Below are 25262 nucleotides of genomic sequence, written 5' to 3' on the forward strand. Positions count from 1 at the left end.
CCTGTGAGGGTTTCCAACGTCTCCATGCGGGCTTACAATGTCCCTTCACCCCGCCTTCCCCACGGAGACAACGCGATGCCCCAACGAATCGTCGCTCTGCTGATCGTGCTAAGTTGTTCGACCACCTTCGCAGACGACGGATTCAAACCCATCTTCAACGGCAAGACGCTCGACGGCTGGTCCGCGCCGGATATGAGCTACTGGAGCGTCGAAGACGGGGCGATCGTGGGCAAGAGCAGCGAAGAACATCCCTGCAGGAAAAATCAGTTCCTCGTCTGGCAGCAGGGCACGCTCGACGATTTCATCCTGACCCTCCAATTCAAAATCACCGGCGCCGACTCGGCCAACGGAGGTGTGCAGATTCGCTCGGGCCTCTGGGCCGACGGTCACGCGGTCGGGTATCAGGCCGACATCGACAAGGCGGGCAAATGGGTCGGCGGGCTGTATGACGAGGAAGGGCGCGGTGTGCTGGCGACGCGCGGGCAGAAGACGATCGTCGGCGAGGACGGCAAGAAGGACACGCAGCAGGTCGGCGATGCGGATCAGCTCATGGCGGCGATCAAGGTCGATGACTGGAACGACTACCGCATCGAAGCCCGCGGCAATCACATCACGCTCTCCATCAACGGCAAAATCACCGCCGAGGTGATCGACAATCAAACCGCCGAGCGCGACCTGACGGGCATTCTCGCGCTTCAGCTTCACAGCGGGCCGGCGATGACCGTGGCGTACCGCGACATTCAACTTAAGCGTCTGCCGCTGACGGATGGGCGCAAGAAGCTGGTGCTCATCGCGGGGCATCCGAGCCATCCGTCCGGCGAGCACGAGTTCAATGCGGGGATCAAGCTGCTGGCGCGCCGGCTCGAAAAGATTCCGACGGTGGCGGTGTCGCAGTATCACGACAACGGGTGGCCCAAGGATCCGACGGCGTTCGACAATGCCGACGCCGTGGTGATCTACGCCGACGGCGGGCGGGGGCATCCGGTCGTCGGGCATGTCGAGGAACTGGACAAGCTCGCGGACAAGGGCGTGGGCATCATGTGCATGCACTACGCGGTGCAGGTCGACGGGCCGGTCGAGCGCGACGCATTCAAAAAATGGATCGGCGGTTTTTACGAGAACGGCTACTCGATCAATCCGCACTGGGACGCGGTATTGAAGATCAACACGCAGCACCCGATCGGCACGGGGATTGTGCCCGCGAAGGTGCATGACGAGTGGTACTTCAACATGCGCTGGCGCGATGATGATGCGAAGACGGTGACGCCGATTCTTGAGGCGGTGCCGGACGACGAAGCGCGGAGCGGCTCGACCGCTTCGCCGCGCGGGCCCAAGAAGCACATCGTCGACGCGTCGGGCCGGTCGGAGATTCTGATGTGGGCGATCGAGCGGCCCGACGGCGGGCGCGGCGTGGGATTCACCGGCGGACATTTCCACAACAACTGGGCCATCGACACCCAGCGCAACGTCGTGCTCAACGCCATGCTGTGGGTCGCCAAGGCGCCGATCCCCGAAGGCGGCGTCAAATCCGAGCCGGTGACGGAGGAAGAACTTAACAAGGATTTGGACAGTAAGAAGAACATGATCCACGTGACGCTGCCCGCCGGCGTGCAATGAAATAGGAACATCGCCGCCGGCGTTGAGGTATAATCCGGCGACGCATTCTCTAACGGAGACTACTCGATGACGCGAACCATGATGCAAGGGATGTGGGTGCTTATGGCGTTGCTCGGCGCGGTGATCGCGCCGCCGGCACACGCGGATGACGAAGCGGGCTTCACGCCGATCTTCGACGGCAAGACCCTCGACGGATGGGACGGCGACCCGCGCCTGTGGCGCGTCGAAGACGGATGCATCGTCGGCGAGTCCACGCTCGAAAAACCCGTCGGGTCCAACACGTTTCTGATCTACACCGCCGGGGAAGTCGGCGACTTCGAGCTGCGCTTCGATTACCGCATCACGCCGATGGACAAGAAGTCCGGCTTCGCCAACTCGGGCGTGCAGTACCGCAGCTTCCGCATTCCCGATGACAAGAACAAATGGCGCATCGGCGGATACCAGGCGGACATGGAGGCCGGCGACACGTATTCGGGCATCCTCTACGGCGAGCAGTTCCGCGGCATTCTCGCCAACCGCGGGCAGAAGACCGTCATCGAATCCAATCACAAGCCCAAGGTCGTCGAGCAGATCGGCGACTCGAAGGAAATTCAGACCCACATCAAGAAGGAAGACTGGAACAGCTACGTCATCCACGCCGAGGGATTTCATTTCGTGCACACGATCAACGGCGTGAAGACGGCCGAGTGCACGGATGAGGACACGGAGCAGCGCCGCGCGACGGGGCTGCTCGCGCTGCAGCTTCATCACGGCACGCCGATGAAAGTCGAGTTCCGCAACATGCGGATCAAGAAGCTGGGCGCGCCGGGCGACGCGGGCGCGGCCGGGGCGACGGGCGAGAAGAAGAAGATCGTCTTCGTGCCGGGCAATCCCTCGCACGGGTACGGATCGCATGAACACCGCGCCGGCTGCCTGCTGCTGGCCGACCAGCTTCGCAAGAGCGGGCTGCCGCTCGACGTCGTCGTCAGCGACGGGTACGGATATCCGAAGGACCCGTCGATCTTCGAAGGCGCGGATACGGTCGTCGTGTATTGCGATGGCGGCGGGGGTCATCTGCTCAACGGGCATCTTCCCGAGTTCGATGCGCTGATGAAAAAGGGCGTCGGGCTCGTGTGCCTGCACTACGGCGTGGAGACGGTCGACGGCGAGCCGGGCGATGCGTTTTTGCGGTGGATCGGCGGGTATTTCGCGGTGAACTGGTCGGTCAATCCGCACTGGCGGGCGGACTACAAGCAGCTCCCGGACCACCCGATCACGCGCGGCGTCGCGTCGTTTTCGACGAACGACGAATGGTACTACCACATGCGCTTCCGCCCGAGCATGGAGGGCGTGACGCCGATTCTCACGGACCTGCCGCCGGCGTCGTCGCTGACGCGCAAGGACGGTCCGCACGAGGGTAATCCGGAAGTGCGCGCGGCGGTGCTCGAGCGTCACGAGCCGCAGCACATGGCCTGGGCCTATCAGCGCGGCGAGGACTACGGCAACGGCCGCGGATTCGGATTCACCGGCGGACACTTTCACTGGAACTGGGGCAACGATCAGCAGCGCAAGCTCGTGCTCAACGCGATTGTCTGGACGGCGAAGATGGACGTGCCCAAGGACGGCGTGAAGACGTCGCCGGTCACGGCCAAGGACCTTGAAGAGAACATCGACGAGAAGCAGCCCGATCATTGGGACTCGGACAAGATTCAGAAGCAGATCGAAGAATGGAACGGCGGAAACAAGGTGTCGGCGACTTCTGAGACGGCGACGAGCACGCAGACGAGCGGCAATGACAAGCCGCTGTTCGTGAGCCCGGTCGTGACGGCGGCGACGCCGGGCCATGCGGTGAACGTGGACGTGGACATCACGGGCGCGAAGGAGCTATACCTGTATGCGACGGACGCAGGGGACGGGATCGGCTGCGACTGGGCCGACTGGGCCGAGCCGCGGCTGGTCAAGGCCGACGGCAGCGAGACGAAGCTGACGACGCTCAAATGGAAGAGCGCGACGACGGGCCACGCCGAAGCGCATGTCGATGCGAACGTCGAAGGCCGGCCGATGTCGGTCGACGGCAAGAGCGTTCCGTACGGCATCGGCACGCACGCCGGTTCGATCATCGCCTACGACCTGCCCGCCGGTTACGTCCGCTTCAAGGCGACGGCGGCGCTCGACGACGGCGGGACGAAGCAGGGATGCGGCTCGACCGTGATCTTCGCCGTGTCGAACTCGAAGGACGCGAAACTCCCGGCCGCGGCGGCGATCACGCACGACCCGCAGAACGAACTGAACGCGCTGAGCGTGCGCGACGGTTTGCAGGCGCAGCTTTTTGCCGCCGAGCCGATGCTCGCAAGCCCGTCGAACATCGACATCGACTCCCGCGGGCGCATCTGGGTCTGCGAAGTCGTCAACTATCGTCATCACAAGGGCGAGCGCCCCGAAGGCGACCGCATCCTGATCCTCGAAGACACCAACGGCGACGGTAAGGCCGACACGTGCAAGGTCTTTTACCAGGACCCCGAGATGATGTCGCCGCACGGCGTTTGCGTCATCGGCTCGCCGGACGGCAAGACCAATCGCGTCATCGTCTCCTGCGCCGACAAAGTGTTCGAACTCATCGACAACAACGGCGACGACGTGCCGGATGACAAAATCGTGCTGTTTTCAGGCATTTCCGGAACGCAGCACGATCACGGGATTCACACGTTCCTCTTCGGCCCCGATGGCAAGCTCTATTTCAACTTCGGCAATGAAGGCCACCAGCTCAAAGACAAGGACGGCAAGCCGGTCGTCGATCTGGCGGGCAATGTTGTTTCGCGCGACGGCAAGCCGTATCGCGAAGGCATGGTCTTCCGCTGCGACCTGGACGGGTCGCATGTCGAAACGCTCGGCTGGGACTTTCGCAACAACTGGATGGTCACGGTCGATTCGTTCGGCACGCTCTGGCAGTCGGACAACGACGACGACGGCAACCGCGGCGTGCGCATCAACTATGTCATGCAGTACGGCAACTACGGGTACAAGGACGAGATGACCGGCGCGTCATGGCAGACGAAGCGGACGAACATGGAAGAAGAGATTCCGCTGCGGCACTGGCATCAGAACGACCCGGGCGTCGTGCGGAATCTCTTGCAGACCGGCGCCGGCTAGCCGACGGGGATCACGGTGTACGAAGGCAATCTGCTCCCGGCGGTGTTCCATAATCAGGTCATTCACTGCGACGCCGGGCCGAATGTCGTGCGGGCGTACCCCGTTGAGAACGACGGCGCGGGCTACAAGGCGACGATCGAGAATATCGTCACCGGCGAGCGCGACAAGTGGTTCCGGCCGAGCGATGTGCAGGTTGCGCCGGACGGGTCGCTGATCGTCGCCGACTGGTACGACCCGGGCGTCGGCGGACATCAGGCGCGCGACATCCCCAGCGGGCGCATCTTCCGCATCGCCCCGACGAGCGCCGCGGCGTACAAGATTCCGCCGCAGGATTTCTCCACCGCCGACGGCGCGATCGAAGCGCTTAAGAGCCCCAACTACGCGACGCGCGCGATCGCATGGCAGGCGCTGCACGCGATGGGCGACAAGGCGGAGCCGGCGCTGACGAAGCTCTGGAAGTCGGACAATCCGCGCTACCGGGCGCGGGCGCTTTGGCTTTTGGGCAAGATCGACGGCAAGGCGCAGCAGTATGTCGATGCGGCGCTGGCGGACGGCGATGCGAACATCCGCATCGAAGGCCTGCGGCTGGCGCGCGAGACGGGCGTGAATCTCGATGCGGCGGTGGCGAAGGTGGTGCATGATTCCTCGCCGCAGGTGCGTCGCGATGCGGCGATCGAGCTGCGCTTCAGCGGTTCGTCGCAGGCCGACGAACTTTGGGCCGAGCTTGCGATGCAGCACGATGGCAAGGACCGCTGGTATCTGGAGGCGCTGGGCATCGGGAGCGATCTTCATGCCGAGAGCCGCTTCGCCGCCTGGCTCGCCAAGGTCGGTGACAAGTGGAACACGCCCGCCGGCCGCGACATCATCTGGCGCAGCCGGGCCGACGCCGCCTGCGACTATCTGGCGAAGATCGTGACCGACCCCAAGACGCCCGAAGCCGAGAAGCCGCGGTACATGCGCAGCTTCGACTTCCACAAGGGCGCTGCCAAGGACAAGGCGCTTCAGAGCATTCTGGGGCTCTGACAGGTGATGATCGCAAAGTAAACTGTGGCACGGTCGCCCTCGGCCGTGCAAATGATGCGCTGCATCGCCCAGCCGAGGGCGGCTGGGCCACAGCCCCGGCGCGATACGTCATCCATGACTGGAGCAATCATGTTCGCATTCACTGGTTATCGTCCGATGATGCTCTTGCTCGTTGTCGCTTCGCTCATGGCGCATGTCGCCCCCGTCATCGCCGATGATGACGCCGATCAGGCGGCCAAGGATGCCCTGATTGTCGAGACGATTCAGAAGATCGACAACTTCGACATCACCAAATCCGAAAAAGCCCAGGCGGCGCTCTCGCGCTATCTGAAGCGCAACCACGGGTCGCAGGAATACGTCGATCTGATCGAGCGCTTTCATGTGGACGGCGAAGCCGCCGATCTCGCCGATCTCGCCGATCTCGCCGTCGAGAAGCCGCGCGAGACGATCGGCGTCAAAGCCGCGAAACTCGTCATCGACTTCGGTCAGGGGCAGCGCCTCATCGACATCGCCGCCGGGGACGATGCCAAGCGCGCCGACGCGGCGCGGACGGCGATGGGGCTGACCGGGGAGAAGGCGGCGGTGGAGGCGCTGATGGCGATGGCGTGCGACATGAAGCATCCGCAGGCCGTGCGCAGCGCCGCCGTGCAGGCGATCGGCCTGTCGCGCAACGGCGAACTGGCGCTCCTCGAAGCGGTCAAGGACAAGAAGCTGCCCGCCGATCTGAACCTTTCGGCCGGTCAGGTGCTCTCCGCCTCCGCTGACCCCGCCGTGCGCGACGAAGCCGGCAAGCTCATCACGATGCCGACCAGCGCCAGCGCGACGCCGCTGCCGCCGGTGAGCGAACTGGTCAAACTCACCGGCGACGTCGCCAAGGGCAAAATGGTGTTCGAACGCATCTGCGTCGCCTGTCACAAAGTCGCCGACAAGGGCATCGACTTTGGTCCCAACCTCACCGAAATCGGCGACAAGCTGCCCAAAGAAGGCCTGTACTCCGCCATCCTCGACCCCTCCGCCGGCATCAGCTTCGGGTTTGAGGGGTTCACGATCACCTTCAAGGACGGCACGCAGGCCATCGGCCTCATCGCCTCCGAAACCGAAGACAACCTCACCCTCCGCCTCCCCGGCGGCATCATGCAGACTTACCCCAAGGCCAACATCGCCAGCCGGCAAATGCTCCCCACCTCCTTCATGCCCCCGGGCCTCCAAGCCGCGATGACGCAGGATGAACTCGTCGGGTTGGTCGAATACCTGACGACGCTCAAAAAAGCCAAGTGAGCCGCAACGGCGCGGATTAACGATATCATGGGGCATGCCCATGCGGCGGCATTTGATTGCAATTGCGCTATTCGCCACCGTGATCTCGGTACTGGTGGGATTGGTCAGCATGCACCTGGGTCCGCTATCGAATGTATATCAGAAGGTCGAGACGGCCAGTGTTCGTCCTGTGGGCGTATTCCATTACAACAATGAGTACCAGACGATCGAAGCGATCGAATTCTCGACGGATGATGGATTTGTCGGCGTGCGTCGATTTACGCCTCGACGAAGTTCAGACGGTTTCGCCGCCATTCCGACATCCGACAATCCAAGCTTTGATGTGTTTGACTTGCACGGGCGTTTTGTGCCTGAGGCGCTGAACGCATCCCATCAACTGATGCCCGCATATGCGCCGCTGTTTTCGTACATCGTCACCAACTCAATGTTCCACGATCTTTCGGGCGACAATGTCTGGCGAATTGACGCGCGATCGGGAATTGTCACTCGAGCGCGCCGTGAAGATTCCAGCAGCGAATGGATTGAGATGACGTCGCCGGATGACGCTTCGGCGATGCGCTGGCGGGTTGAGTCGGATGACGTGGAAAAATTAGAAGTGGAGCATGGCGATGGGCTCGTGGAATCCGTTCTCGTGTTTGAATCAACCAGTGTGCGATCGCTTTCGCCATCGACCGGCGAAATACTGCACGAATGGCCCTACTTCAAGTTCGACACAAATAAAGGCATTGAGGCATATCGGAAGCGATTCGGACTCCGCGAAGAAGTGCCATTTCGCGCATGGCGAATTGCTCACGATGATGCGAGCGGGCGTGTTGCCGCTGGCGATCTGCAAACCGCACGTGTCCGCACCGTCGATCTGACCGGTCGCACGGCAAGTGTGGAACTGAATAGCGACATGGCTCCATTCATCTGGCAAACTTCGGATATTTACTTCAGCGGCCGGGACTATCTTGTTGTTCGACTCAAATGCGCTGGGCGAACTTTCGCCTCCGCTGAAATGATGGAAGTTTTTGATTGTCGCACCTGGCAACGCGTCTGGCGAAGCAGCAATTCGGGCATAAGGGCTGCGGCCGTTTCACACGATGGGAAGACAATTGCGATCATTCGCGACAATGTCTTGGAAATCGGGCCGTTCCAGCCGCGCGATGTGGAGTCGGCGAGTCAATGATGCGTTCAATTGCCGTTAGTGCCCCAACAGCGCCGCGGGGATGTATCGGAAGTAGGGCAATTGCACGAGCGGTTGGTTGAGCCAGCCGATGGCCTGGTGGTAGTTGAGGAATTCGCTCACGTAGATTTGTGCGACGAAGGTGAACCAGATCATGAAGGCCGCGGCGCCGGCGGCGATGCGGCCGAAGCGCGAGCCGGCCCAGCCGACGGTGGCGACGACGACATGCCGTTTCGTCGGCTCTTCGATGGCCAAAAGGTCGAGGCGGTCGAGCACATGACGCTCGGTCTCGCTGATCGATTCGGCGGCGACCGCGCCCTTGCGGATCGCGCCGGCGAGGGCGCGGGCGTACAACTTCGCGGCCATTAACCGCAGCGCCACGAAAATCGGGAACACGATGAAGCTCGCCATCAGGAAATACGACGCGAGCTGCTGATAGACCTGTGCATCGGTCATGGCGTCGTAGTTGGGCTGGCGGTCGAAGAACATCGGCGCGGTTTTGAGAAGGATGACGGGCATCGAGAGCAGGGCGTACATCGCCGCGAGGCCGACGCAGGCCCATGCATGCCGCCGCACCAGCGTCCAGACGAGGCGGAAATCGTAGAACCGCCGCCAGTTCCCCGCCGCGGCCTGATGGGCGAGCGCCATCGGCACGTACATCATGGCGGCGATGAAGAGCATCGTGCCGGCGAGCCCGGTGAGCGGGCCGACGGCGGCCTGTTCGTAGCCCTTGTTGAACGAGTTGTTCCACCCGTCGTACCACGCGAAGAGCCACAGCACACAGCCCGGCAGCGTGAAGACCCAAGTGTTGAACGCCCCGCCGAGGCCGCGCTTGACGTTGAGCCAGAGCGAATCGCCGAGCCAGTGTCCCTCGCGCTGGCGGATGAACCAGTTGGGCCAGCGCACGAGCGGTGCGGTCGCCGGATCTTCCGCGGCGAATTCGGCGAACGTCATGCCTGCCGTGCCGACGCTCGAAGCGCTGTGCCAGTGCTTGAACGTCGCCCGCCGCATCGCCCGCAGGGTCCATCCGACGATGACGATCGCGGTCAGCGGGTTGGCGCAGAGCACCGCGCCGACGAGGTATTTCCATATGAATCGAAGCGTTTTCATGCCAGCGCCTCCGTGAGAATGTCGCCCTGCGCCTCGGCGGCGCGGACGCCCATGAGCTTCGCCAGCGTCGGCGCCACGGCGATCTGCTCCACGCGCTTGTCGACGATCAACCCCTTCTCGATGCCCGGGCCCATGGCGAAGGCGAAAATCTTCCGCGCGCTGGGCGAATTGAAATGATGCTGGCACGGCACGCTCATGCACCGGTTCGAGTCCCGTCCGCAGTCGGGCACGACCATGAACACCGTGTTGTCGCGGTATTCCTCGCTGAGCGCGATCGTGTTGGTGAGCCGCTCCAGACTCTCGTCGATGATGGCGATCGCGCGCGTGTAGTGATTCATGTTGCCCCAGTGAACATAGTCGGGGTCGGTGTAGTTGATCATCATCAGCTTGGGTTTGAGTTCGTTGATCGCCCGGACGCCCAGCTCGGTCAGCAGGCGGTCGCCGCGCGGGTTCTTGAAGCCGCTGTCGCCGTAGAACGCGCGCCAGCGCCGCCAGAACGCCTGAATCTCGGGCGTCTGTCCGCTGGCCGTGTCGCGATAGTCCAGACTCTCCAGATGCGCGAGCTTCTTTTTCATCTCGTCCAGCGTTTTGCCGTCGAACGCGCCCGACTCAATCTGCTTGCGGAGCAGGAACGTCTTGAAGCGGTAGAGACTGAGCACGTTGGAGCGGTACTCGACGCCGTAGAGATGGTGATTGGAGAAGGTGTAGAACTCCTCCTGCGTGCGGTCTTCGGAATTGACGATGAGCGTCTGATGCGCCGGGACGTTGTAGGCCTTGCGCATGTATTCGAAAAGCGTCGGCACCTTCGGCTCGAAGCGCTCGGAGAGGAAGCGGTCCTGGGCGTCGTGATACTTGTCGTAGCGACCGGTGAGGATGTTGAGCGTGCCCTGTCCGTGGCCGGTGTCCACGTCGTGCTCGCTGGTGATTTCCATGTCGGTATAGAGCGTTCCGCGTTTGGTCAGTTCATGGCGGAAGAAGGGGGCGTAGGTGTGCTCGGGGTCGATGGTTTCGAGCCGCCGGACGCCGCCGCCGAAGCGGATGATCACGATATTGGGCCCGCGATAGTCCGGCGCTGCGACCGGGGCCGCGGCGGCGAACGGCGCGGCCGCGAAGGTTGCGGCGGCGGCAGCGGTCGACTTGATGAAGGTCCGGCGATCGATGGGAAGTGCATGCATGGGCAGCCCCTTTATGGGGAGCTACCGGTGCGAATTCGGTAGGTTGCAGTGAAAGTGCGGAGTTCGGAGTTGGGAGTGGGGAGTGAAGGCAAGAAAGCGGCACGCTCCGCCATTTCTTCACTCCGCACTCCCAACTCCTCATTCCTCACTTCTTTTTGATCCACTTCCCGTCCCGGCCCTTCAGATAATGGCCCGAGGCGGCGTTGGAGAAGTTGCGCAGGGCGTTGCGCTCGGCGACTTTGTCGGGGGTGGTGTCCTGCTCCTTGGCGATCAGGGCGTACAGCTCCGTCCGGTCGGCGTTCTCGTCGGCGATGAGCTTGGCCGTCGCGCCATCGACGTCGCCGACGGCTTCGACGAATCCCTGATACGTCTCGCCGACCTGCCCGGCGTTCTTGGCTTCCATCAGCTTCGGATACCGCTGGGCGAAGCGCGCCTTCAGTTCGTCCATCGTGCTCGCGCCGGCGAACCCGACGCCCAGGCCCAGCCAACTGGTGAGCGTCACGACCGCCGCCAGAATCATCGTGCGTCTGTTCATTTGCTTTCATCCTTCGGGTTCTTGTATTCGTTCTCGAAGTCGAAGAAGTTGTCGAGCTGGCGATCGACTTTCACATTCACATCAATGTTGATCTGAAGCGGATCGACCTTGACATGGTGCTCGATGCACCCGCCGAGGCCCGCGCCGGCCGTGATCAGACTCAGCCACAGGATCGCTTTCACAGAGCACCTCCGGGCTTCATTTGCCCTTGCCTTCGAAAAAATCCTTCAGCGCATCGTCGATGTTGAGCCGGCTTGTCGTGAACAAGGCCTGGTTGAGCAGCGTGTCGAAGTGATGGATGTTGATCACGAGACTGCTGATCTCCTGCGGGTCCTTGCCCTTGCGGCCCTTGCCGCGCGTTTCGGCCCGAAGCATCATACCCTCGTCTTCCTTGATCAGGTCAAATCGGAACATCGAATATTCGAAGTCCGACAAAGCGTCCACCGCCCGGTCGCGCACCGTCTTGTAGGTCGGATCGGTGGCGAAGCGCGGGTCGGCCTGGGCCAGCAGATCGGCGGCGAGCTTCGCATCCGTCAGCGCCATCTGTCCGGGGCCCGGGCGGTTGTAGAGGAAGCCCTCGCCGAGCGTCAGCTTCCAGTGCGCTTCGGGACGGAAGGTCAGCGGGAGGCGCCCGTAGAGCGTGCCCGAAGCGCGGATCGTTTCATTGGTCAGTACGGAGAGCCAGTCGCCGAGGTTCAGCGATTCGATGTACAGATCGGTTTTGACGAGGGGCTGGTCGAGGTCATAGGTGATGGCATGCGCGGCGAGCCGGCCGGTCGAGCCGAGCGTCACGCCCACGCGCTCCACGAAATACCGTCGATCGGAGTCGATGCGGAAGGCGAGCGATCCGTCGGTCAATGCCAGCTTGCCGGAGCGCAGCGTGGTGAAGTTGAGCGTCTGGCTCGGCGGGGTGCGCGGGGGCGTGAGATGGTCGAGCGTGATCGCACCATTGAGGCCTTCGATGGTCACATCGACTTTTCGATCCCGCACGGTGACGCCGTCGAGTTTGAGCGTCACGCGCGGCACCAGTGCGCCATCGACGAGGTTCATCGCTGCATCGACGCCGACACCGCCGTCGATTTCAAGGTCGCGCAATGCGGCGAAGCGCTGGCCGATGGCGGTCGGATCGACGATGTGCCCCTGCGGGAGCGACGCGGTGACGTTCACCTCGCCCGGCGCGACGGCGGCGTGAATCGTCACCGATGCGGCCGAGAGCAGCGGCCAATCGGCGTCGAGCGACAAGCCGCCGGCTCCGAGACGGATCGAACCGGCGAGCGGCGGCAGCGTGTCGGAGCCGAGGTGAATGTCGCCGGTGGCGAACGAGCCGGCGGGGCCGTCGGCTGATGATGTGTAGGGAATCTGACCATGAATGTCGGCGATCGAAAGGTCCGCCGCTTCGTTGGCGACGGCGAGGTTGCCGAAGGCGAGCGATGCGTCGATCGCCGATTTGTCAGCCGCGAAGTTCACATCCGCATGAGCCGACAGATTGCCGAGCGTGACGGTCCATGTGTCTTCGCCGACCTGAAGGGACGCGGCGGCGAGACGCGAGGTCGGCAGCAACTCGACATGCGCCTTGTCCATTCCGACGTCGGCGGCGAAGTGCAGGGCGATGTCAACCTGCTTCGCCGCGACGGGCGAGTCGGGCCATTGAACCAGCGCGGCGGCGGTCGTGCAGGCCAGGTCGTCACTGATGAATCGGCCGTCTTTCAATGAACAGTCGCCGGCAAGCCGTGTCTCGTAGCCGCGCCAGCGCAGATGAAGATCGACCTTGAAATCCGCCGCCGTGGTGCGGTCGATCACGCCGTCGAGGTAAAATCGCTGCGGCGCGCCGTCGATCGTCAGCACGATCATGCAGCTTTTGAGTTCGACGCGGGCGAAGGGCCATTCGCCGCCGGCGGCCCCACCGGTCGTGATGTGCGTCAGCGGGCCCAGATCGAGCTGGCCGTCTTTGATGGCGGCGCGAAGAGTCGCGCCGGTGAGGCGGAGCGTATGCACGACGCCGCGCTTCAGTTCATCGGGGCTGTACATCGCTTCGAGCGTGTCGATCGTCAGCGTGTCGGACTTGCTCAGAGAAATGGCGCTGACGACGGCGTGGTCGAGATCGAGTGTGTCAATGCGCAGGCGGGCGTCGGGCAGGCCCATGTCGGTGAGCATGGACAAGGCGTATCGCTCGACGGCGGGACGAAGGGCGAAGGCGTAGATCGCCAGCACGATGGTCAAAAGGACCAGCGTCAGCAGGAAGACCCATCGCAGAAAACGGCGGAGTCGCGCCATGCGAGGATGATACGTCCATTGAGGGAGCGATGTTTGACGATAGGATAGATGGGCCGGTCACGTGTGCGGCCGGTTGGTGTGACAAGCGTTCGGGTCATCTGGTAAGATTGGAGCGTCGTTATGGCTGTGGCAATCAGGAAGAAGGTCAAGCATTCGTCCGCCCGCACCGCCCCGAAAGCATCGGCCGGCAAGGGCGAGAAAGGCAAGGTCAGGCGTATGGCGAAAGACGAAAAGGGCGGGCAGGATCAGAATCTCGATCAGGTGCGCGATCTGCTGTTCGGCGCTCAGATGCGCGAGGCGGACAAGCGCTTCGTCGCCATGGAGGAGCGGCTTCAGAAGGAAGCCAACGCGCTGCGCGATGAAATCCGCAAGCGTTTCGACTCGCTTGAAAACTACGTCAAGACCGAACTTGAATCGCTCACCGAGCGGCTCAAGAAGGAGCAGGCCGAGCGGATGGCGGCGCTCAAGACGTTGACCAAGGACCTCGCAGACACGGCCAAGCAACTTGAGAAATTCGCCGAGGCGACGGGCGAAGAGCAGCAGAAGATGCGGGCCCAGATGCTCGAGCAGAGCAAGATGCTGCGCGATGAGCTGGTCACGGCCAACGATGCGCAGACGGCGGCGCGCGTGGCGGCGGTGGCGGAGCTGCGCGACGAGAAGACCGACCGGCACGCGCTGGCGGCGATGCTCAACGAGATGGCCATGCAGCTTTCGGGCAAGGGCGCCAAGCCGGCCAAGAAGTAACAAGTCGGTGATGATGTGAACGGTATGATCGGACTGCGCGGGGATGCGCATGACGGACGGGCAGGACTTGACGCCGCAGGGACACGAAGGCGCGACGCCGCCGAATGACGCGGCTTCGATGGACAAGCTGCGCCGTCTGATCGTCGGACCCGAGCAGGATCGACTCGACGAAATCGAAGAGCGCATGGACGGCGGGGAGCACCAGGCCCGCGAAGTCGGCAAGGTGCTCCCGCAGGCGATGCGATTAAGTCTCAAGACGGACGATCAGATCGCCGACGCCATGTCGCCGATGATCGACCGCGCGATTCACACCTCGGTGCAGAAGAATCCGCAGCCGATCACCGATGCGATTTTCCCCATCATCGGCCCGGCGATCCGTAAAGCCATCCGCGAAGCGTTCTCGAACATGATCGAGTCGCTCAACTCGGCGCTGGAGCACAGTTTCTCGCCGCGGTCGATCGGATGGCGCATCGAAGCTTGGCGCACCGGCAAGAGCTTCGCCGAGGTCGTGCTCACGCACACGATCGTCTACCGTGTCGAGCAGGTGTTTCTGATTCACAAGGAAACCGGCCTGCTGCTTCAGCATGTGGTGGCGGACGCGGTGGCGGCGCAGGACGCGGACATGGTGTCGGGCATGCTGACGGCGATTCAGGATTTCGTGCGCGACTCGTTCGGAGCCGGCGAAGGCGAATCGGTCGGCACGATGCAGGTCGGCGAATTAACGGTCTGGGTCGAAGCGGGGCCCCGCGCGGTGCTGGCGGGCGTGATGCGCGGCAACCCGCCGGCGGCGCTGCGCCAGCAGATGATCGAAACGCTCGAAGCGATCCATCGCGAGCAGGGCCAGTCGCTGGCGGACTTTTCGGGCGACGCCGCGCCGTTCGAGTATTCGCGCCCGAAACTCGAGGCGCTGCTCAAGGAGGCCAAGCAGGAGAAGGAGAAGACCGGCGCGCCCGTGCTGGCGGTGGCGGCGATCGTTCTGCTGATGCTCGTCATCATCGTCTGGATCGCACTGGGCTGGTACGCGCATCATGCATGGAACGGCTACATTCAGGCGCTGCGCGATGAGCCGGGGCTGGTTGTGACCGAGGCGAAGCGCGAGGACGGACGGTATTTCGTCGCCGGGCTGCGCGATCCATTGGCCCGCGATCCCAGGTCGCTGCTCGGCACGTACGGATTTTCCGAAGGCGATGTCGTCGAGGACTGGCAGCCGTATCACGCGCTGCATCCGGCGCTGGTGCAGAAGCGGCTGCTCATGCTGCTGGCGCCGCCGCCGGGCGTGACGCTGACATTCGACAAGGGTGTCGCCACGCTCAGCGGCGAGGCCGACAGCGCCTTCGTCGACGAGGCCCGCGTGCTGGCGCGCTCCGTGCCGGGCGTGATCAAGGTCGATGACCATGACCTGAAGGTCAACGATGCGGCGAGTGTGACGATGCGGCGGGTCGAACGCATGCTCACGCCGCCGCAGACGGTGAAACTCGAATTGGTGGGGCATACGATCCGCGCGAGCGGGGAGGCGCCGGGGCAGTGGATCGACCGGGCGACGCTGCTGGCGCCGCTCCTGCCGGGCATCGAAGCTTTCGATACGCGTCAGCTTACCGCCTCCGACCGCCAGCAGGCGGTGTTCCGCGAGGCGTATCGCGTGCTCGCACCGCCGGATTCGGTCGTGCTCGACTACAAGGACGGCGTCATCACCGCACGCGGCAAGGCGACGACCCAGTGGATCGAACAGGCCCGCATGCTCGCCCGTTCCATCGCCGGCGTCGAGGTCTATCACGATGACGATGTCGTCGCCGCCGACGCCGACGAACTGCTGCTCGCGCGGGCTCGGCGCGTGCTCGAGCCGCCGGCGGGCGTGACGCTCGCCGCCCAGTCCGGCGTCGTCACGGCGACCGGCAGCGCTCCCGAAAAATGGATCGCCGATGCGAAACTGCTCATTCGCGCCGTCGACGGCGCGGCGGCATATCACGATGAATACCTCAAGCCGTCCGATCACGCCCAGCGGCTGCTGGCCCGGGCGAACAAGCTGCTCAATCCGCCCCCGACCGTGAAGCTCGCGCTCGACGGCGACACGATCAACGCCAGCGGGTCCGCCACGCACGAGTGGATCGCCTCCGCGCGTCTGCTCGCCCGCTCGATCGACGGGGCGAGCGGTTACACCGACGGCGGCGTGACTGACACGGATTTCGCCGATCGACTCGTCTCGCGCGCCACGCTCGCGCTGCGCCCGCCGCCGACCGTGAAACTCAGCGTCGACGGGCAGACGCTTAAGGCGGAAGGGTCGGCTTCCCGCCCCTGGATCGCCGAGGCCCGCCGCCTCGCGCCGCTCATTGAAGGCGTCAAGGCGTATGACGAAACCGGGCTGAGCGATGTCACGACCGCCAAGTTCAACGCCGCACGCCAACGCATCGAGACGCGCACCGTGTACTTCACGCAGAACCGCGATCTGATCATCGAGGATCAGGAGCGCGTCATCGGCGCGTTGACGAACGATATGCGCGACCTGCTCGATGCCGCGGCGGCGATGAACCAAAAGGTGCGGATCGAAGTGACCGGACACACCGACATCACCGATCAGGGCGAGTCCGCGCAGAAACTCAGCCAGTCGCGGGCGGACATGGTGGTCCGACTGCTGAGTCTGGCGGGCATCGAGCCGAGCGTGTTCACGACCGTCGCCGCCGGCAACAGCGTCCGCCTCGGCCCGCAGGACACCGAAGAGCAGAAGGCCCGGCATCGCCGGACGACGTTCCGTGTCATGATCGTCAACGATGGGAAAACGCAGGGAAATCCGTGATGATTCAAAAGAAGATCTGCATGCTGGGCGCGTTCGCCGTGGGCAAGACCAGTCTTGTCGCGCGCTACGTGCACAGCATGTTCTCCGACAAGTATCACTCGACCGTCGGCGTCAAGATCGACAAGCGACAGGTGCAGGTCAAAGGGCAGGACGTGACGATGATGCTCTGGGACCTGGCCGGCGAGGACGAGCTGATGAAAGTGCGGACCAGCTACCTCAAGGGCGCGTCCGGCTACCTGCTCGTCATCGATCGCACGCGCCTGGTGACATACGACGTGGCGATGCAGCTTCATCAGCGCGTGATCAATGAAGTGGGCGAGATGCCTTTCATCGTCCTGCTCAACAAGTCCGACCTCGTCGATCAGTTCGACATCCCGCAGGAGATGATCGACACGCTCAAACAGAACGGTTGGACGGTGATCGAGACGAGCGCGAAGGAGGGCGTTGGCGTGGCGGAGGCGTTCGAAACACTCGCAGCCCGGACCCTGGAGTAGATCATGTCCAACTGGCCCAATGCGATCACGACCTACATCGGCGATTGGCTCAATACGAGCCGCGACATGGCGTACTTCTGCGTCAATGCCGAAGGCGCGATCGGCGAGCGGGGCGGATCGCTGGGCAAGTACGGGCTGGATGCGCTTGGCGACGGCGCGAATATCGAGGCGCACGCCCCGTATCTGGTCGGGCTCATTCCCTCGCCGGGCGAGCCGGTGCTGCTCGAATCCGTGCAGGTCGGGCCGGAGCGATATGCGGATGTGCACGTCATTCCCGGCGGATCGGGCGCCGCCGGCGACTGGGCCGTGCTCATCGACTGCACCTCGGCCGTGCAGCTACATCAGCGCATTCAGCAGGCCACCAACGAGCGCGCCCTGCTGCGCGATCAGCTCGCCGCTCAGAACCGCGCCATTCGCACGGAGCAGGAGAAGTCCGAATCGCTCCTGGAGAGCATTCTGCCCAAGGCGATCGTCGGGCAGCTCAAGGCGGGGCAGACGAAAATAGCGCAGACATTTGATCAGGCGTCGGTGCTCTCTGCGGAAGTGGTGGATTTTTCGATGATGACGCGGTCGATGTCGCCGACGCAAAAGGTGGACCTGCTCAACGAAGTGTTCACGGGGTTCGACGATCTGGCGCGCGAGCTGGGCGTCGAGAAGATCAAGACGCTCGGCGAGGTGTACGAAGTCGCGGCGGGGGTGCCGACGGCGATGGTGCATCATGCGTCGGCGCTGGCGGAGATGGCGCTGCGGATGCAGCAGGCGGTGATGGAGGTCGAGGCGGGGCTCGACAAGCCGCTGCGGCTTCGGATCGCCATCGGGACCGGGCCGGTCGTGGCGGGGGTCATCGGGACTTGGAAGTTCGGCTACGACGTGTGGGGCGAAATCGTCAACACGACCAACGCCCTGCGCGTGTCGGCCCCGCCGGGGAGCATTCAGGTGACCGAGTCGGCGTTCGCGCTTCTTCGCGAGAAGTTCCTGCTGGAGGAGCGCGGGGCGTATTTTGTGAAGGGCGAGGGGGAAGTGATCACGTATCTACTTCAGGGCCGGCGAATGTGACATTTCCGCGCGCAGCGCCGTGATGAGCGCGAGGTCCTCGGCGCTGCTCAGTTCGTGAGCCAGTTTGTCGGCGAGCGAAGCGGTCGATTGCGCCGCGGCCATGTCCCCCTGCGCGAGCTGCGAGCGGGCGGCCCGATACGCGCGGTCGAAGGCGCGATCGGGGTGACCCTCCTTTTGATAGGCGTCGGCGGCGGCGGACAGCGCGTCGGACATGGCGCTGTAACGACCGGCGGATTGCATCGCGGCGGCGTGACGGTCGAAGGCGTCGGCGGCGGCGGCGAAGTCGCCGCGCAACACGGCGATGCGGGCAACGAGGTCATACGCATGACGCGTCGCATCGGCCGCTTGCGCCTCCGCCAGCGCCCCCTCGGCCGCGTCGGCGTCATGGCGATCACAGGCGATGAGCCCGCGCAGGCGGTGCGCTTCAAAGAGATGCGCGGCGGCGGGCTTCGACGCCGGATCGTGCAGCAAGGCGTCGAGCAAGCCGACCGATTCGTCGAGATTCCCCGCTTCGTAGGCGAGCCGGGCATCGACGAGCAGCGCATCGGCGAGCGGCGCGCCCGTGCTTCGCATCGCCGCCCGCGACTCTCGAACGGCGGTTGTCGCGGCGGCGTACTGCTTCTGTGCTTCGAGCGTCAGCGCGAGATTGAACGACTGTGCGGCGACCTGTTCTGCGTCATCGATGTAGCGGGCGCGGACAAGGGCGAGGCGATACAAGCGGGCGGCCTGCGGGTAGAGCCCGCCGTCGAAGGCGGTGCGGGCGGCGGTGGCGCTGCGGGCCAGTTCCGCGTCGATCCTGGCGGTCGGCGCGTCGCTGCGCTTGGGCGCGGAGCCGCAGGCGCTGAGCATAGCGGCGAGCGCGGACAGGAGCAGGAGATGGCGAAGCGGGTGCGTCATGCGGCGGATCACCTGGGCGAATCGATGGGGGGAAGGCGCTGCGGCGCGGTGTCGGGCGCGACGTAGTCGCGGAAGAGCCAATGGTTCTGAATCGCATCGATGAGGCGCTCGGCTTCGTGGAGCGTCTGCTGGGCCTGAAGCACGAGGCCCGGCATGGTCTGCACGCTGTCGGAAAGGCCCTGCGTCAGTTCGGGCAGCTTCTGACCGGTCGTTTTCATGTCGGCGACGAACGTGCGCAGGTCGGCGAGAATAGCGTTAATCTGCACGACGGCTTCGGGAAGCTTGTCGGTGCTCTTGCCGGCGTCGTCGATGATCTTTTGCGTCTTGTCGATCGCGGCGCTGAGTTGATCGACGCTGTGTGTGAGTTTGTCGGCCAAGGCGCGATCCTTGAGCAGGCGGCCGACGATGCCCTCGCCCTGATCGACGCTGGCGGAGATGTTGTTCAGATGGGCGATGAGCTGCTGAAGCGAGCCATCCTTGTTGCGCAGGTCGACGGCGAGCTGGCGATACTCGGTGACGGCGAGGTGGATTTCCTTGAGGGTGGGCACGGCTTCCTGGCGGATTTCGCCGATCATCTCCTGGAGCATGTCGGTGGGGGAGCGATCGGCGGTGGTGGAAAGCGGCGGGCTTTTGTCGGTGAGCGGGGCGCCGGAGCCGCGCGAGATTTCGACGTAAGAATCGCCGCCGACGCCGAAGCGCTTTTTGATGATTGCGACGGAATCGGAGGCGAGGAATCGGGCGAAATCGGAACGGATGGCGATGCGTGCCTCCATGCGACCTTCCTCAGAGACGCGGACGGCTTCGACCTCGCCGACGCGCGTGCCCATGATTTCGATGTCGCCGCCGACGCGCAGGCCGTAGGATCCGTCCTCGGGGAGCGCGAGCGTTAAGCGTGAAAGCGGGACGAACCATCGCTGGGTGCGCGAGGCGATGACGAAGAAGGTCATCGCGGCGAGAGCGGCGACGATGACCAGTGCGCCGACCGCCTTGTTGACCCGGCCTTGATCAATCCCGCGCGGCATCGGCGGCCTCCGAGAATGCACGCAGGCGCGAGCCGAACATGCGGTAGCGGGCGGTGGGGCGAAGGACGCGGCTGCGCCAGATTTCGATGTTGGTCGTGGTCCACATGACGGCGGCGCCGCGCGATCGAGCGGCGCGGACGGCGTTGATGAGCGCGGGCATGATCTCGGGGAAGGCGCCGCGCGTGGGGCGCTCGAGGATGATGAGCTTCGGCTCCCCGAGAAAAGCGCGGACGCAGGCGGCGCGCGTCAGGTCCTGCGAGCGTGCGGCGAAGACCGGGCCGCGCGGCAGACCGGACAGGTCCCACTGTTTGGCGAACTCGGCGGCCTCGTCGACGATCTGCCGCGGGTCGACGCCGTCGTGGTGCATGCGGGCCAGGACGATATTGGCGGCGATGTCGAGATTGCTGACCCAACCGGCACGGGCGAACACGCGGCCGATTGTCCCGCGATGTTTGGCGGCGTCATCGATGGACATCGACTGCCAGTCCTCGCCGAGGAAGCGGATTGTTCCGCGGTCGGGTTTGATCAGACCGCCGGCGCCGTCGGCGAGGGGCGTGATTTCATGTTCACGATCGAGCAGGACGAGCGCGAGGTCGCCGGCTGCGAGGGACAGGTTCGTCTGCCACAGACCCGAGTCATAGGCGCCGCGCGACTCGATTGTCACGTTGTCGAAGCTCAGGATGGTTGCGGCGTCGGGCATGGTGCGGCGTCAGAGGTAGCTCAGGACGGTGATGAGGACGGAGATGGTGAAGAGCGCGGCGACGGAGCGGGTCATGGCGCGTCGCGTCACGACGGGGACGATCGTCACCGGGCCGCGCGCGGCGAGGCCTTCGGTGGAGCAGATCGCGCCGGTGGCGAGGGCGGGGAGGACGGCCTTGGCGGCGGTGGCGATCATCGACTTGGGCGTCGAAGCGTTGAAGAGGTCGATCATGAACTGCGCGAAGGGCGGGGGCTTGGTGTCGATGAGCAGGGCGCAGAGGTATCCGCCGCCGACGCTGACGACGATGAACAGGATGGTCAGACAAGCGACGGAAATCGCCATGCCGAGCACGCGCGGCAGGACGAGGTAGCTGAACGGTTCGACGCCCTGCGCTTCGAGGACGCGCACTTCGCCATGCACGCTCATGTTGCCCAACTCGACGCTGACGGCGGAGCCGCTGCGGACGATGACGACGATGTTGACGAGCAGGGGGGCGAGTTCGCGGACGACGACCATGATCAGCAGGGGGCCGATGAGCGTGGACTGCCCCAGTTCGCGGAGCCAGAGCTGCGCCTGCACGACGACGCCGACGCCGACGAGCAAAGACAGAAATCCGACGAAGCCGAGCGCGCCGACGGCTGTGAAATAAATCTGAAGGGCGAGCACGGAGCGGACGGTGCGGGGCCAGCGGGCGGGATTGAGCGCCATGACGAGCACGCGGCAGATCACGGCGGTCTGATAGCTCAGCTCCCGCCCGAAGTTCATCGTCATCTGCCCGATATTGCCGAGGGTGTTCATGCACGCATGCCCGCGCGGCGGGACGGCCCGCCAGGTGCTCCCGTTTTACCGCAAGGACGGCGGTTTGACCAGCGTCATGCAATAAAGCGCGCTCGAAACGGGTTGCTTTATGTCATAGCCCCAGTAAGATATTCAGTCCCCCCGTCAGGACGGACAACTTCCGAATTCACACAGGAGTCAGGGCATGCGGCGAACCGGCGCGATGAGCATCAGCGGCAGGGTCACGGCGATGATGCTGACAGGTTGGATCGTTCTGTCGGCGTGGGCCGGTCCGGTCCGCGCGGAGGACGAAGTTCGCAAGATCACGATCCACACGCTCGCCGCTCAGATGAAATACGACACCGAGTCGTTCAGCGTCAATCCCGGGCAGAAGGTCGAGCTGACGCTCGTCAATGACGACGAGATGCCGCACAACATCGCGCTGCTCTTGCCGGACGCGGCGGACGCCAACGGCGTCAAGTTCGCGATGGAGAAGATATGGACGCTGGGGGACAAAGGGCTGGACCTGAACTGGCTGCCGCCCAACGAGGCGCGGATTCTTGCGGCGCTGCCGTTGATCGACCCGCATACGCAGAAGACGCTGACCTTCACGGCGCCGAAGGAGACGGGCAAGTATCCGTTCATCTGCACGCTGCCGGGGCACGCGATGATGATGAACGGGACGATGGAGGTCGGCGGCGGGAGCGGGGGGCTGGGCTCGCTGCATTACGACTACTACAAGGGCGACTTCAAAACGCTGCCGGATTTTTCGAAGCTGACGCCGACGGGGAGCGGCCAGATCAATGACGGGCTCATCGACTTCGGCGTCGCGCCGGTGCCGCATGAATACGCGCTGCGCTTTACGGGGACGTTCGCGACGCCGGCGGCGGGGGCGTACGATTTTTATCTGGCATGCGATGACGGGGCGCGGGTGATCGTCGACGGAAAAACGATCGTGGAGGAGGACGGGATTCATCCATCGACGAAGCTCAGCTCGGGGCGCGTGAAACTTGCGAAGGGCGATCATACGGTGGTGGTGGAGTACTTTGAGAATCAGGGCGAGCGCGGGCTGTACGTGGCGTACGCGCAGCCGAAAGGGCCGCGCACGGCGCTGTCGAAATGGTTGCATCCGTCGCACGGCGGGAGCAACACGGCGACGAAAAATGAATTCGTCGGCATTCCGATCGAGCCCGCCCACGGCGAGGCGGTCATGTACCGCGAGTTCATCGCCGGTCTGAGCCCGCGCGGCATCGGCGTGGGCTACCCCGGCGGGGTGAACATCGGGTTCGATGCGGACGAGTGCAATATGCGGATGGTGTGGCAGGGGGCGTTCATGGATGCGAAGCGTCACTGGACCGGGCGCGGCGTCGGGTTCCAACCGCCGTCGGGTTACGGCGTGGTCAACGTCAACAGCGGCGCGCCGCTGGCGGTGCTCGAGAAGGATGAGGCCAACTGGCCGGCGAGCAAGGACGCCACGCACGAACCGACCCCCGGCTACCGGTTCAAGGGCTACGTGCTCGACGCGCATCGCTATCCGACGTTCAAGTATGTCTTTGGCGGCGTGAGCGTCGAAGATACGGCCCAGCCCGGCGGCGACGCGGCCAAGGGAACCGCATCACTGACGCGCATCATGAAACTGACCAGCGACGCGTCGGTCGATCGGCTGTTCGTGCGCGTCGCCGACTGCGACAAGATCGAGCCGACGCCGGACGGGGCGTACATGCTCGACGGACAGATGCGGCTTCGCGTCGAAGGCGTCACGCCGACGCTGCGGCATGTGGGTCGCGGCGATGAACTGATCGCGCCGGTGAGCGTCGGCGGCAAGGCGGTCGAGCTGCGCTTCACCTATGACTGGCCCGCCTTCCACGCGCACGTGCACGGCAAACACTGAATCAAACCTCATCGGCCCATGACGGCCCGAACCTCGGAGTAACTCCATGCTGCGGAAACTCACCTGTTTGAGCATGATGCTGATGATGACAACCGTGCCGATCCTCGCGGCGGACAAAGGCCCCAAGGGCCCGCCGCCGGAAGGGGAAAGCGAGTACTACACGATCGAGGAGCTGCCGATTCCCGAAGGCGTCGTGCTCGAAGTGGGCGCGATCGAGGTGCTGCCGCATGAGCGATTGGCGGTGGCGACTCGGCGCGGCGAGATTTACATCATCGACGGCGCGTTCGGAAGCGATCTTTCGAAGGTCAAGTACACGCTGTTCGCATCGGGGCTGCACGAGCCGCTGGGGCTGGCATGGAAGGACGGCTCGCTGTACGCGACGCAGCGCCCCGAAGTCACGCGGCTGCAGGACACCAACGGCGACGATCGCACCGATGTGTTCGAGACGGTCGCCAACGGCTGGGGCATCAGCGGCGACTATCACGAATTCGCCTTCGGCTCCCGCTTCGACAAGGACAATAACATCTGGGTCGTGCTGTGCCTGACCGGCTCGGCCAGCGCGCACGCGGACTTCCGAGGATGGTGCATGCGCGTCACGCCCGATGGCAAGACGCTGCCGACCGCCAGCGGCATCCGCTCGCCCGGCGGCATCGGGTTCGACGCAGACGGCGAAGTGTTTTACACGGATAATCAGGGCCTTTGGAACGGATCGAGCTCCGTCAAGCATCTGACCGTCGGCGCGTTCGAAGGCAATCCCAGCGGCAATGGGTATTACAGTCTGACCGACGCGATCGGCCCGCGCCCGACCGATCCCAAGTCCGGGAGCCGCATCCTCGCCGAGCGGGCGCGGATTCCCGAATTCGTGCCCCCGTCGGTGATTTTGCCCCATGCGAAGATGGGCCAGTCCCCGACCGGCATCGCCTATGACGCCTCCGGCAAGTTCGGCCCGTTCACGAAGCAGCTTTTTGTCGGCGAGCAGACCTGGTCGCAGGTGCAGCGCGTCGAGATGGAAGTCGTCAACGGCGTCTATCAGGGCGCGGCCTACCCCTTCCTCTCGGGCTTCAAGTGCGGACTCATCGGCGTACGCATGGCGGACAACGGCGTGCTGTTCGTCGGCGGGTCGGACCGCGGATGGGGCTCGCGCGGCGGCAAGCCGTTCACGCTTGAGCGTGTGACATGGACCGGCAAGATCCCCTTTGAAGTGCATCACACGCGCGCGACGCCCGATGGCTTCGTGCTGACGTTCACCGAGAAGGTCGATCCGAAAACCGCCGGTGATGTCGCGTCGTATCAGATGCGCGAATTCACGTACATCTATCAGTCCGGCTACGGCAGCCCGGAAGTCGACGAGGTCAAGCCGACGATCACCAAGGCGATCGTCAGCGACGACGGCATGAGCGTGCGGCTGACGATCGACCTGCTGACCAAGGGGCATGTCCACGAACTGCACATGGACGGCGTGCGGTCGGCGGACGGGGCCGCGCTGCTGCATCCCGTCAGCTACTACACGCTCAACGAAATTCCCGCAAAGTAAACGAGCGTCACCATGACGGCGACTGACCGGCGGCGCGGACTTGGCCGCCG

The 25262-nt window shown here is 64.1% G+C and carries 18 protein-coding genes and 1 pseudogene; 10 read left to right on the top strand and 9 right to left on the bottom strand.

The genetic code is table 11. The features are described 5' to 3' along the window. Window positions 1–24: 24 nt before the first annotated feature. From GC162_11460 to GC162_11475, 4 genes and pseudogenes are all read left to right on the top strand, one after another. Entirely contained in the window at window positions 25–1617 is a 1593-nt protein-coding gene (locus GC162_11460; protein MBI1369255.1) for a DUF1080 domain-containing protein, read from the top strand. Between the two features lie 90 nt (window positions 1618–1707). Then, window positions 1708–5769: pseudogene (locus GC162_11465) on the top strand (DUF1080 domain-containing protein). Window positions 5770–5820: 51 nt separating this feature from the next. After that, window positions 5821–7047, top strand: coding sequence for a c-type cytochrome (locus tag GC162_11470; protein ID MBI1369256.1), 1227 nt, complete (start codon window positions 5821–5823; stop codon window positions 7045–7047). Window positions 7048–7081: 34 nt separating this feature from the next. After that, window positions 7082–8215: a hypothetical protein gene (locus tag GC162_11475; GenBank protein ID MBI1369257.1), complete on the top strand. Its 1134-nt coding sequence runs from the start codon at window positions 7082–7084 to the stop codon at window positions 8213–8215. A 15-nt stretch (window positions 8216–8230) separates the two neighbouring features. On the opposite strand, the gene GC162_11480 is transcribed toward GC162_11475, so the two are convergent. The 5 genes from GC162_11480 to GC162_11500 all read right to left on the bottom strand — a co-directional run bounded on the left by GC162_11480 (window position 8231) and on the right by GC162_11500 (window position 13306). After that, entirely contained in the window at window positions 8231–9322 is a 1092-nt protein-coding gene (locus GC162_11480) for a hypothetical protein (protein MBI1369258.1), read from the bottom strand. Then, window positions 9319–10497, bottom strand: a complete 1179-nt coding sequence (locus tag GC162_11485) for a hypothetical protein (GenBank protein ID MBI1369259.1) — start codon at window positions 10495–10497, stop codon at window positions 9319–9321. Before GC162_11485 ends, GC162_11480 begins: the two co-directional genes overlap by 4 nt. A gap of 145 nt (window positions 10498–10642) precedes the next feature. Continuing rightward, a complete protein-coding gene (locus GC162_11490; GenBank protein MBI1369260.1) occupies window positions 10643–11032 on the bottom strand; it encodes a DUF1318 domain-containing protein in 390 nt (129 codons plus the stop codon). After that, window positions 11029–11214 (bottom strand): hypothetical protein, encoded by a 186-nt coding sequence (locus tag GC162_11495; GenBank protein ID MBI1369261.1) that lies wholly within the window; start codon window positions 11212–11214, stop codon window positions 11029–11031. Before GC162_11495 ends, GC162_11490 begins: the two co-directional genes overlap by 4 nt. 16 nt (window positions 11215–11230) lie before the next feature. Further along, window positions 11231–13306: a hypothetical protein gene (locus GC162_11500; protein ID MBI1369262.1), complete on the bottom strand. Its 2076-nt coding sequence runs from the start codon at window positions 13304–13306 to the stop codon at window positions 11231–11233. A gap of 120 nt (window positions 13307–13426) precedes the next feature. On the opposite strand from GC162_11500, the gene GC162_11505 reads away from it, so the two are divergent. The 4 genes from GC162_11505 to GC162_11520 are packed head-to-tail and all read left to right on the top strand — an operon-like array spanning window position 13427 to window position 18391. After that, the gene (locus GC162_11505) at window positions 13427–14050 is read left to right on the top strand and encodes a hypothetical protein (protein ID MBI1369263.1); all 624 of its coding nucleotides are present in this window, start codon (window positions 13427–13429) and stop codon (window positions 14048–14050) included. Between the two features lie 43 nt (window positions 14051–14093). Then, window positions 14094–16841: an OmpA family protein gene (locus GC162_11510; protein MBI1369264.1), complete on the top strand. Its 2748-nt coding sequence runs from the start codon at window positions 14094–14096 to the stop codon at window positions 16839–16841. Next, window positions 16841–17335 carry a GTP-binding protein gene (locus GC162_11515; protein MBI1369265.1) on the top strand — a complete coding sequence of 165 codons (495 nt, stop codon included), beginning with the start codon at window positions 16841–16843 and terminating at the stop codon, window positions 17333–17335. The genes GC162_11510 and GC162_11515 overlap by 1 nt, the downstream gene beginning before the upstream one ends. 3 nt (window positions 17336–17338) lie before the next feature. Next, window positions 17339–18391 carry a hypothetical protein gene (locus GC162_11520; protein ID MBI1369266.1) on the top strand — a complete coding sequence of 351 codons (1053 nt, stop codon included), beginning with the start codon at window positions 17339–17341 and terminating at the stop codon, window positions 18389–18391. Here the strand turns inward: GC162_11520 and GC162_11525 are convergent. Genes GC162_11525 through GC162_11540 form a run of 4 tightly spaced genes read right to left on the bottom strand, consistent with a single transcriptional unit; the run spans window position 18368 to window position 21808 of the window. Then, window positions 18368–19288: a hypothetical protein gene (locus GC162_11525; GenBank protein ID MBI1369267.1), complete on the bottom strand. Its 921-nt coding sequence runs from the start codon at window positions 19286–19288 to the stop codon at window positions 18368–18370. The genes GC162_11520 and GC162_11525 overlap by 24 nt on opposite strands. An 8-nt stretch (window positions 19289–19296) precedes the next feature. Next, window positions 19297–20310 (bottom strand): MCE family protein, encoded by a 1014-nt coding sequence (locus GC162_11530; GenBank protein MBI1369268.1) that lies wholly within the window; start codon window positions 20308–20310, stop codon window positions 19297–19299. After that, window positions 20294–21010 carry a hypothetical protein gene (locus GC162_11535; protein MBI1369269.1) on the bottom strand — a complete coding sequence of 239 codons (717 nt, stop codon included), beginning with the start codon at window positions 21008–21010 and terminating at the stop codon, window positions 20294–20296. Before GC162_11535 ends, GC162_11530 begins: the two co-directional genes overlap by 17 nt. Before the next feature lie 9 nt (window positions 21011–21019). Further along, the gene (locus GC162_11540) at window positions 21020–21808 is read right to left on the bottom strand and encodes a hypothetical protein (protein ID MBI1369270.1); all 789 of its coding nucleotides are present in this window, start codon (window positions 21806–21808) and stop codon (window positions 21020–21022) included. A gap of 184 nt (window positions 21809–21992) precedes the next feature. On the opposite strand from GC162_11540, the gene GC162_11545 reads away from it, so the two are divergent. Continuing rightward, entirely contained in the window at window positions 21993–23678 is a 1686-nt protein-coding gene (locus tag GC162_11545) for a hypothetical protein (protein ID MBI1369271.1), read from the top strand. 46 nt (window positions 23679–23724) lie between these two features. Then, window positions 23725–25212, top strand: coding sequence for a hypothetical protein (locus tag GC162_11550; GenBank protein ID MBI1369272.1), 1488 nt, complete (start codon window positions 23725–23727; stop codon window positions 25210–25212). Window positions 25213–25262: the final 50 nt, after the last annotated feature.

It is taken from the genome of Planctomycetota bacterium (assembly GCA_016125255.1).
Lineage (GTDB): Bacteria > Planctomycetota > Phycisphaerae > Phycisphaerales > Zrk34 > RI-421.

Excerpts from the sequence above, each read along its gene's own strand:
- GC162_11460 (MBI1369255.1), top strand. The coding sequence starts at position 25 with ATGCGGGCTTACAATGTCCCTTCACCCCGCCTTCCCCACGGAGACAAC.
- GC162_11470 (MBI1369256.1), top strand. The coding sequence starts at position 5,821 with ATGATGCGCTGCATCGCCCAGCCGAGGGCGGCTGGGCCACAGCCCCGG.
- GC162_11475 (MBI1369257.1), top strand. The coding sequence starts at position 7,082 with ATGCCCATGCGGCGGCATTTGATTGCAATTGCGCTATTCGCCACCGTG.
- GC162_11480 (MBI1369258.1), bottom strand. The coding sequence starts at position 9,322 with ATGAAAACGCTTCGATTCATATGGAAATACCTCGTCGGCGCGGTGCTC.
- GC162_11485 (MBI1369259.1), bottom strand. The coding sequence starts at position 10,497 with ATGCATGCACTTCCCATCGATCGCCGGACCTTCATCAAGTCGACCGCT.
- GC162_11490 (MBI1369260.1), bottom strand. The coding sequence starts at position 11,032 with ATGAACAGACGCACGATGATTCTGGCGGCGGTCGTGACGCTCACCAGT.
- GC162_11500 (MBI1369262.1), bottom strand. The coding sequence starts at position 13,306 with ATGGCGCGACTCCGCCGTTTTCTGCGATGGGTCTTCCTGCTGACGCTG.
- GC162_11505 (MBI1369263.1), top strand. The coding sequence starts at position 13,427 with ATGGCTGTGGCAATCAGGAAGAAGGTCAAGCATTCGTCCGCCCGCACC.
- GC162_11510 (MBI1369264.1), top strand. The coding sequence starts at position 14,094 with ATGCGCATGACGGACGGGCAGGACTTGACGCCGCAGGGACACGAAGGC.
- GC162_11515 (MBI1369265.1), top strand. The coding sequence starts at position 16,841 with ATGATTCAAAAGAAGATCTGCATGCTGGGCGCGTTCGCCGTGGGCAAG.
- GC162_11520 (MBI1369266.1), top strand. The coding sequence starts at position 17,339 with ATGTCCAACTGGCCCAATGCGATCACGACCTACATCGGCGATTGGCTC.
- GC162_11525 (MBI1369267.1), bottom strand. The coding sequence starts at position 19,288 with ATGACGCACCCGCTTCGCCATCTCCTGCTCCTGTCCGCGCTCGCCGCT.
- GC162_11530 (MBI1369268.1), bottom strand. The coding sequence starts at position 20,310 with ATGCCGCGCGGGATTGATCAAGGCCGGGTCAACAAGGCGGTCGGCGCA.
- GC162_11535 (MBI1369269.1), bottom strand. The coding sequence starts at position 21,010 with ATGCCCGACGCCGCAACCATCCTGAGCTTCGACAACGTGACAATCGAG.
- GC162_11540 (MBI1369270.1), bottom strand. The coding sequence starts at position 21,808 with ATGAACACCCTCGGCAATATCGGGCAGATGACGATGAACTTCGGGCGG.
- GC162_11545 (MBI1369271.1), top strand. The coding sequence starts at position 21,993 with ATGCGGCGAACCGGCGCGATGAGCATCAGCGGCAGGGTCACGGCGATG.
- GC162_11550 (MBI1369272.1), top strand. The coding sequence starts at position 23,725 with ATGCTGCGGAAACTCACCTGTTTGAGCATGATGCTGATGATGACAACC.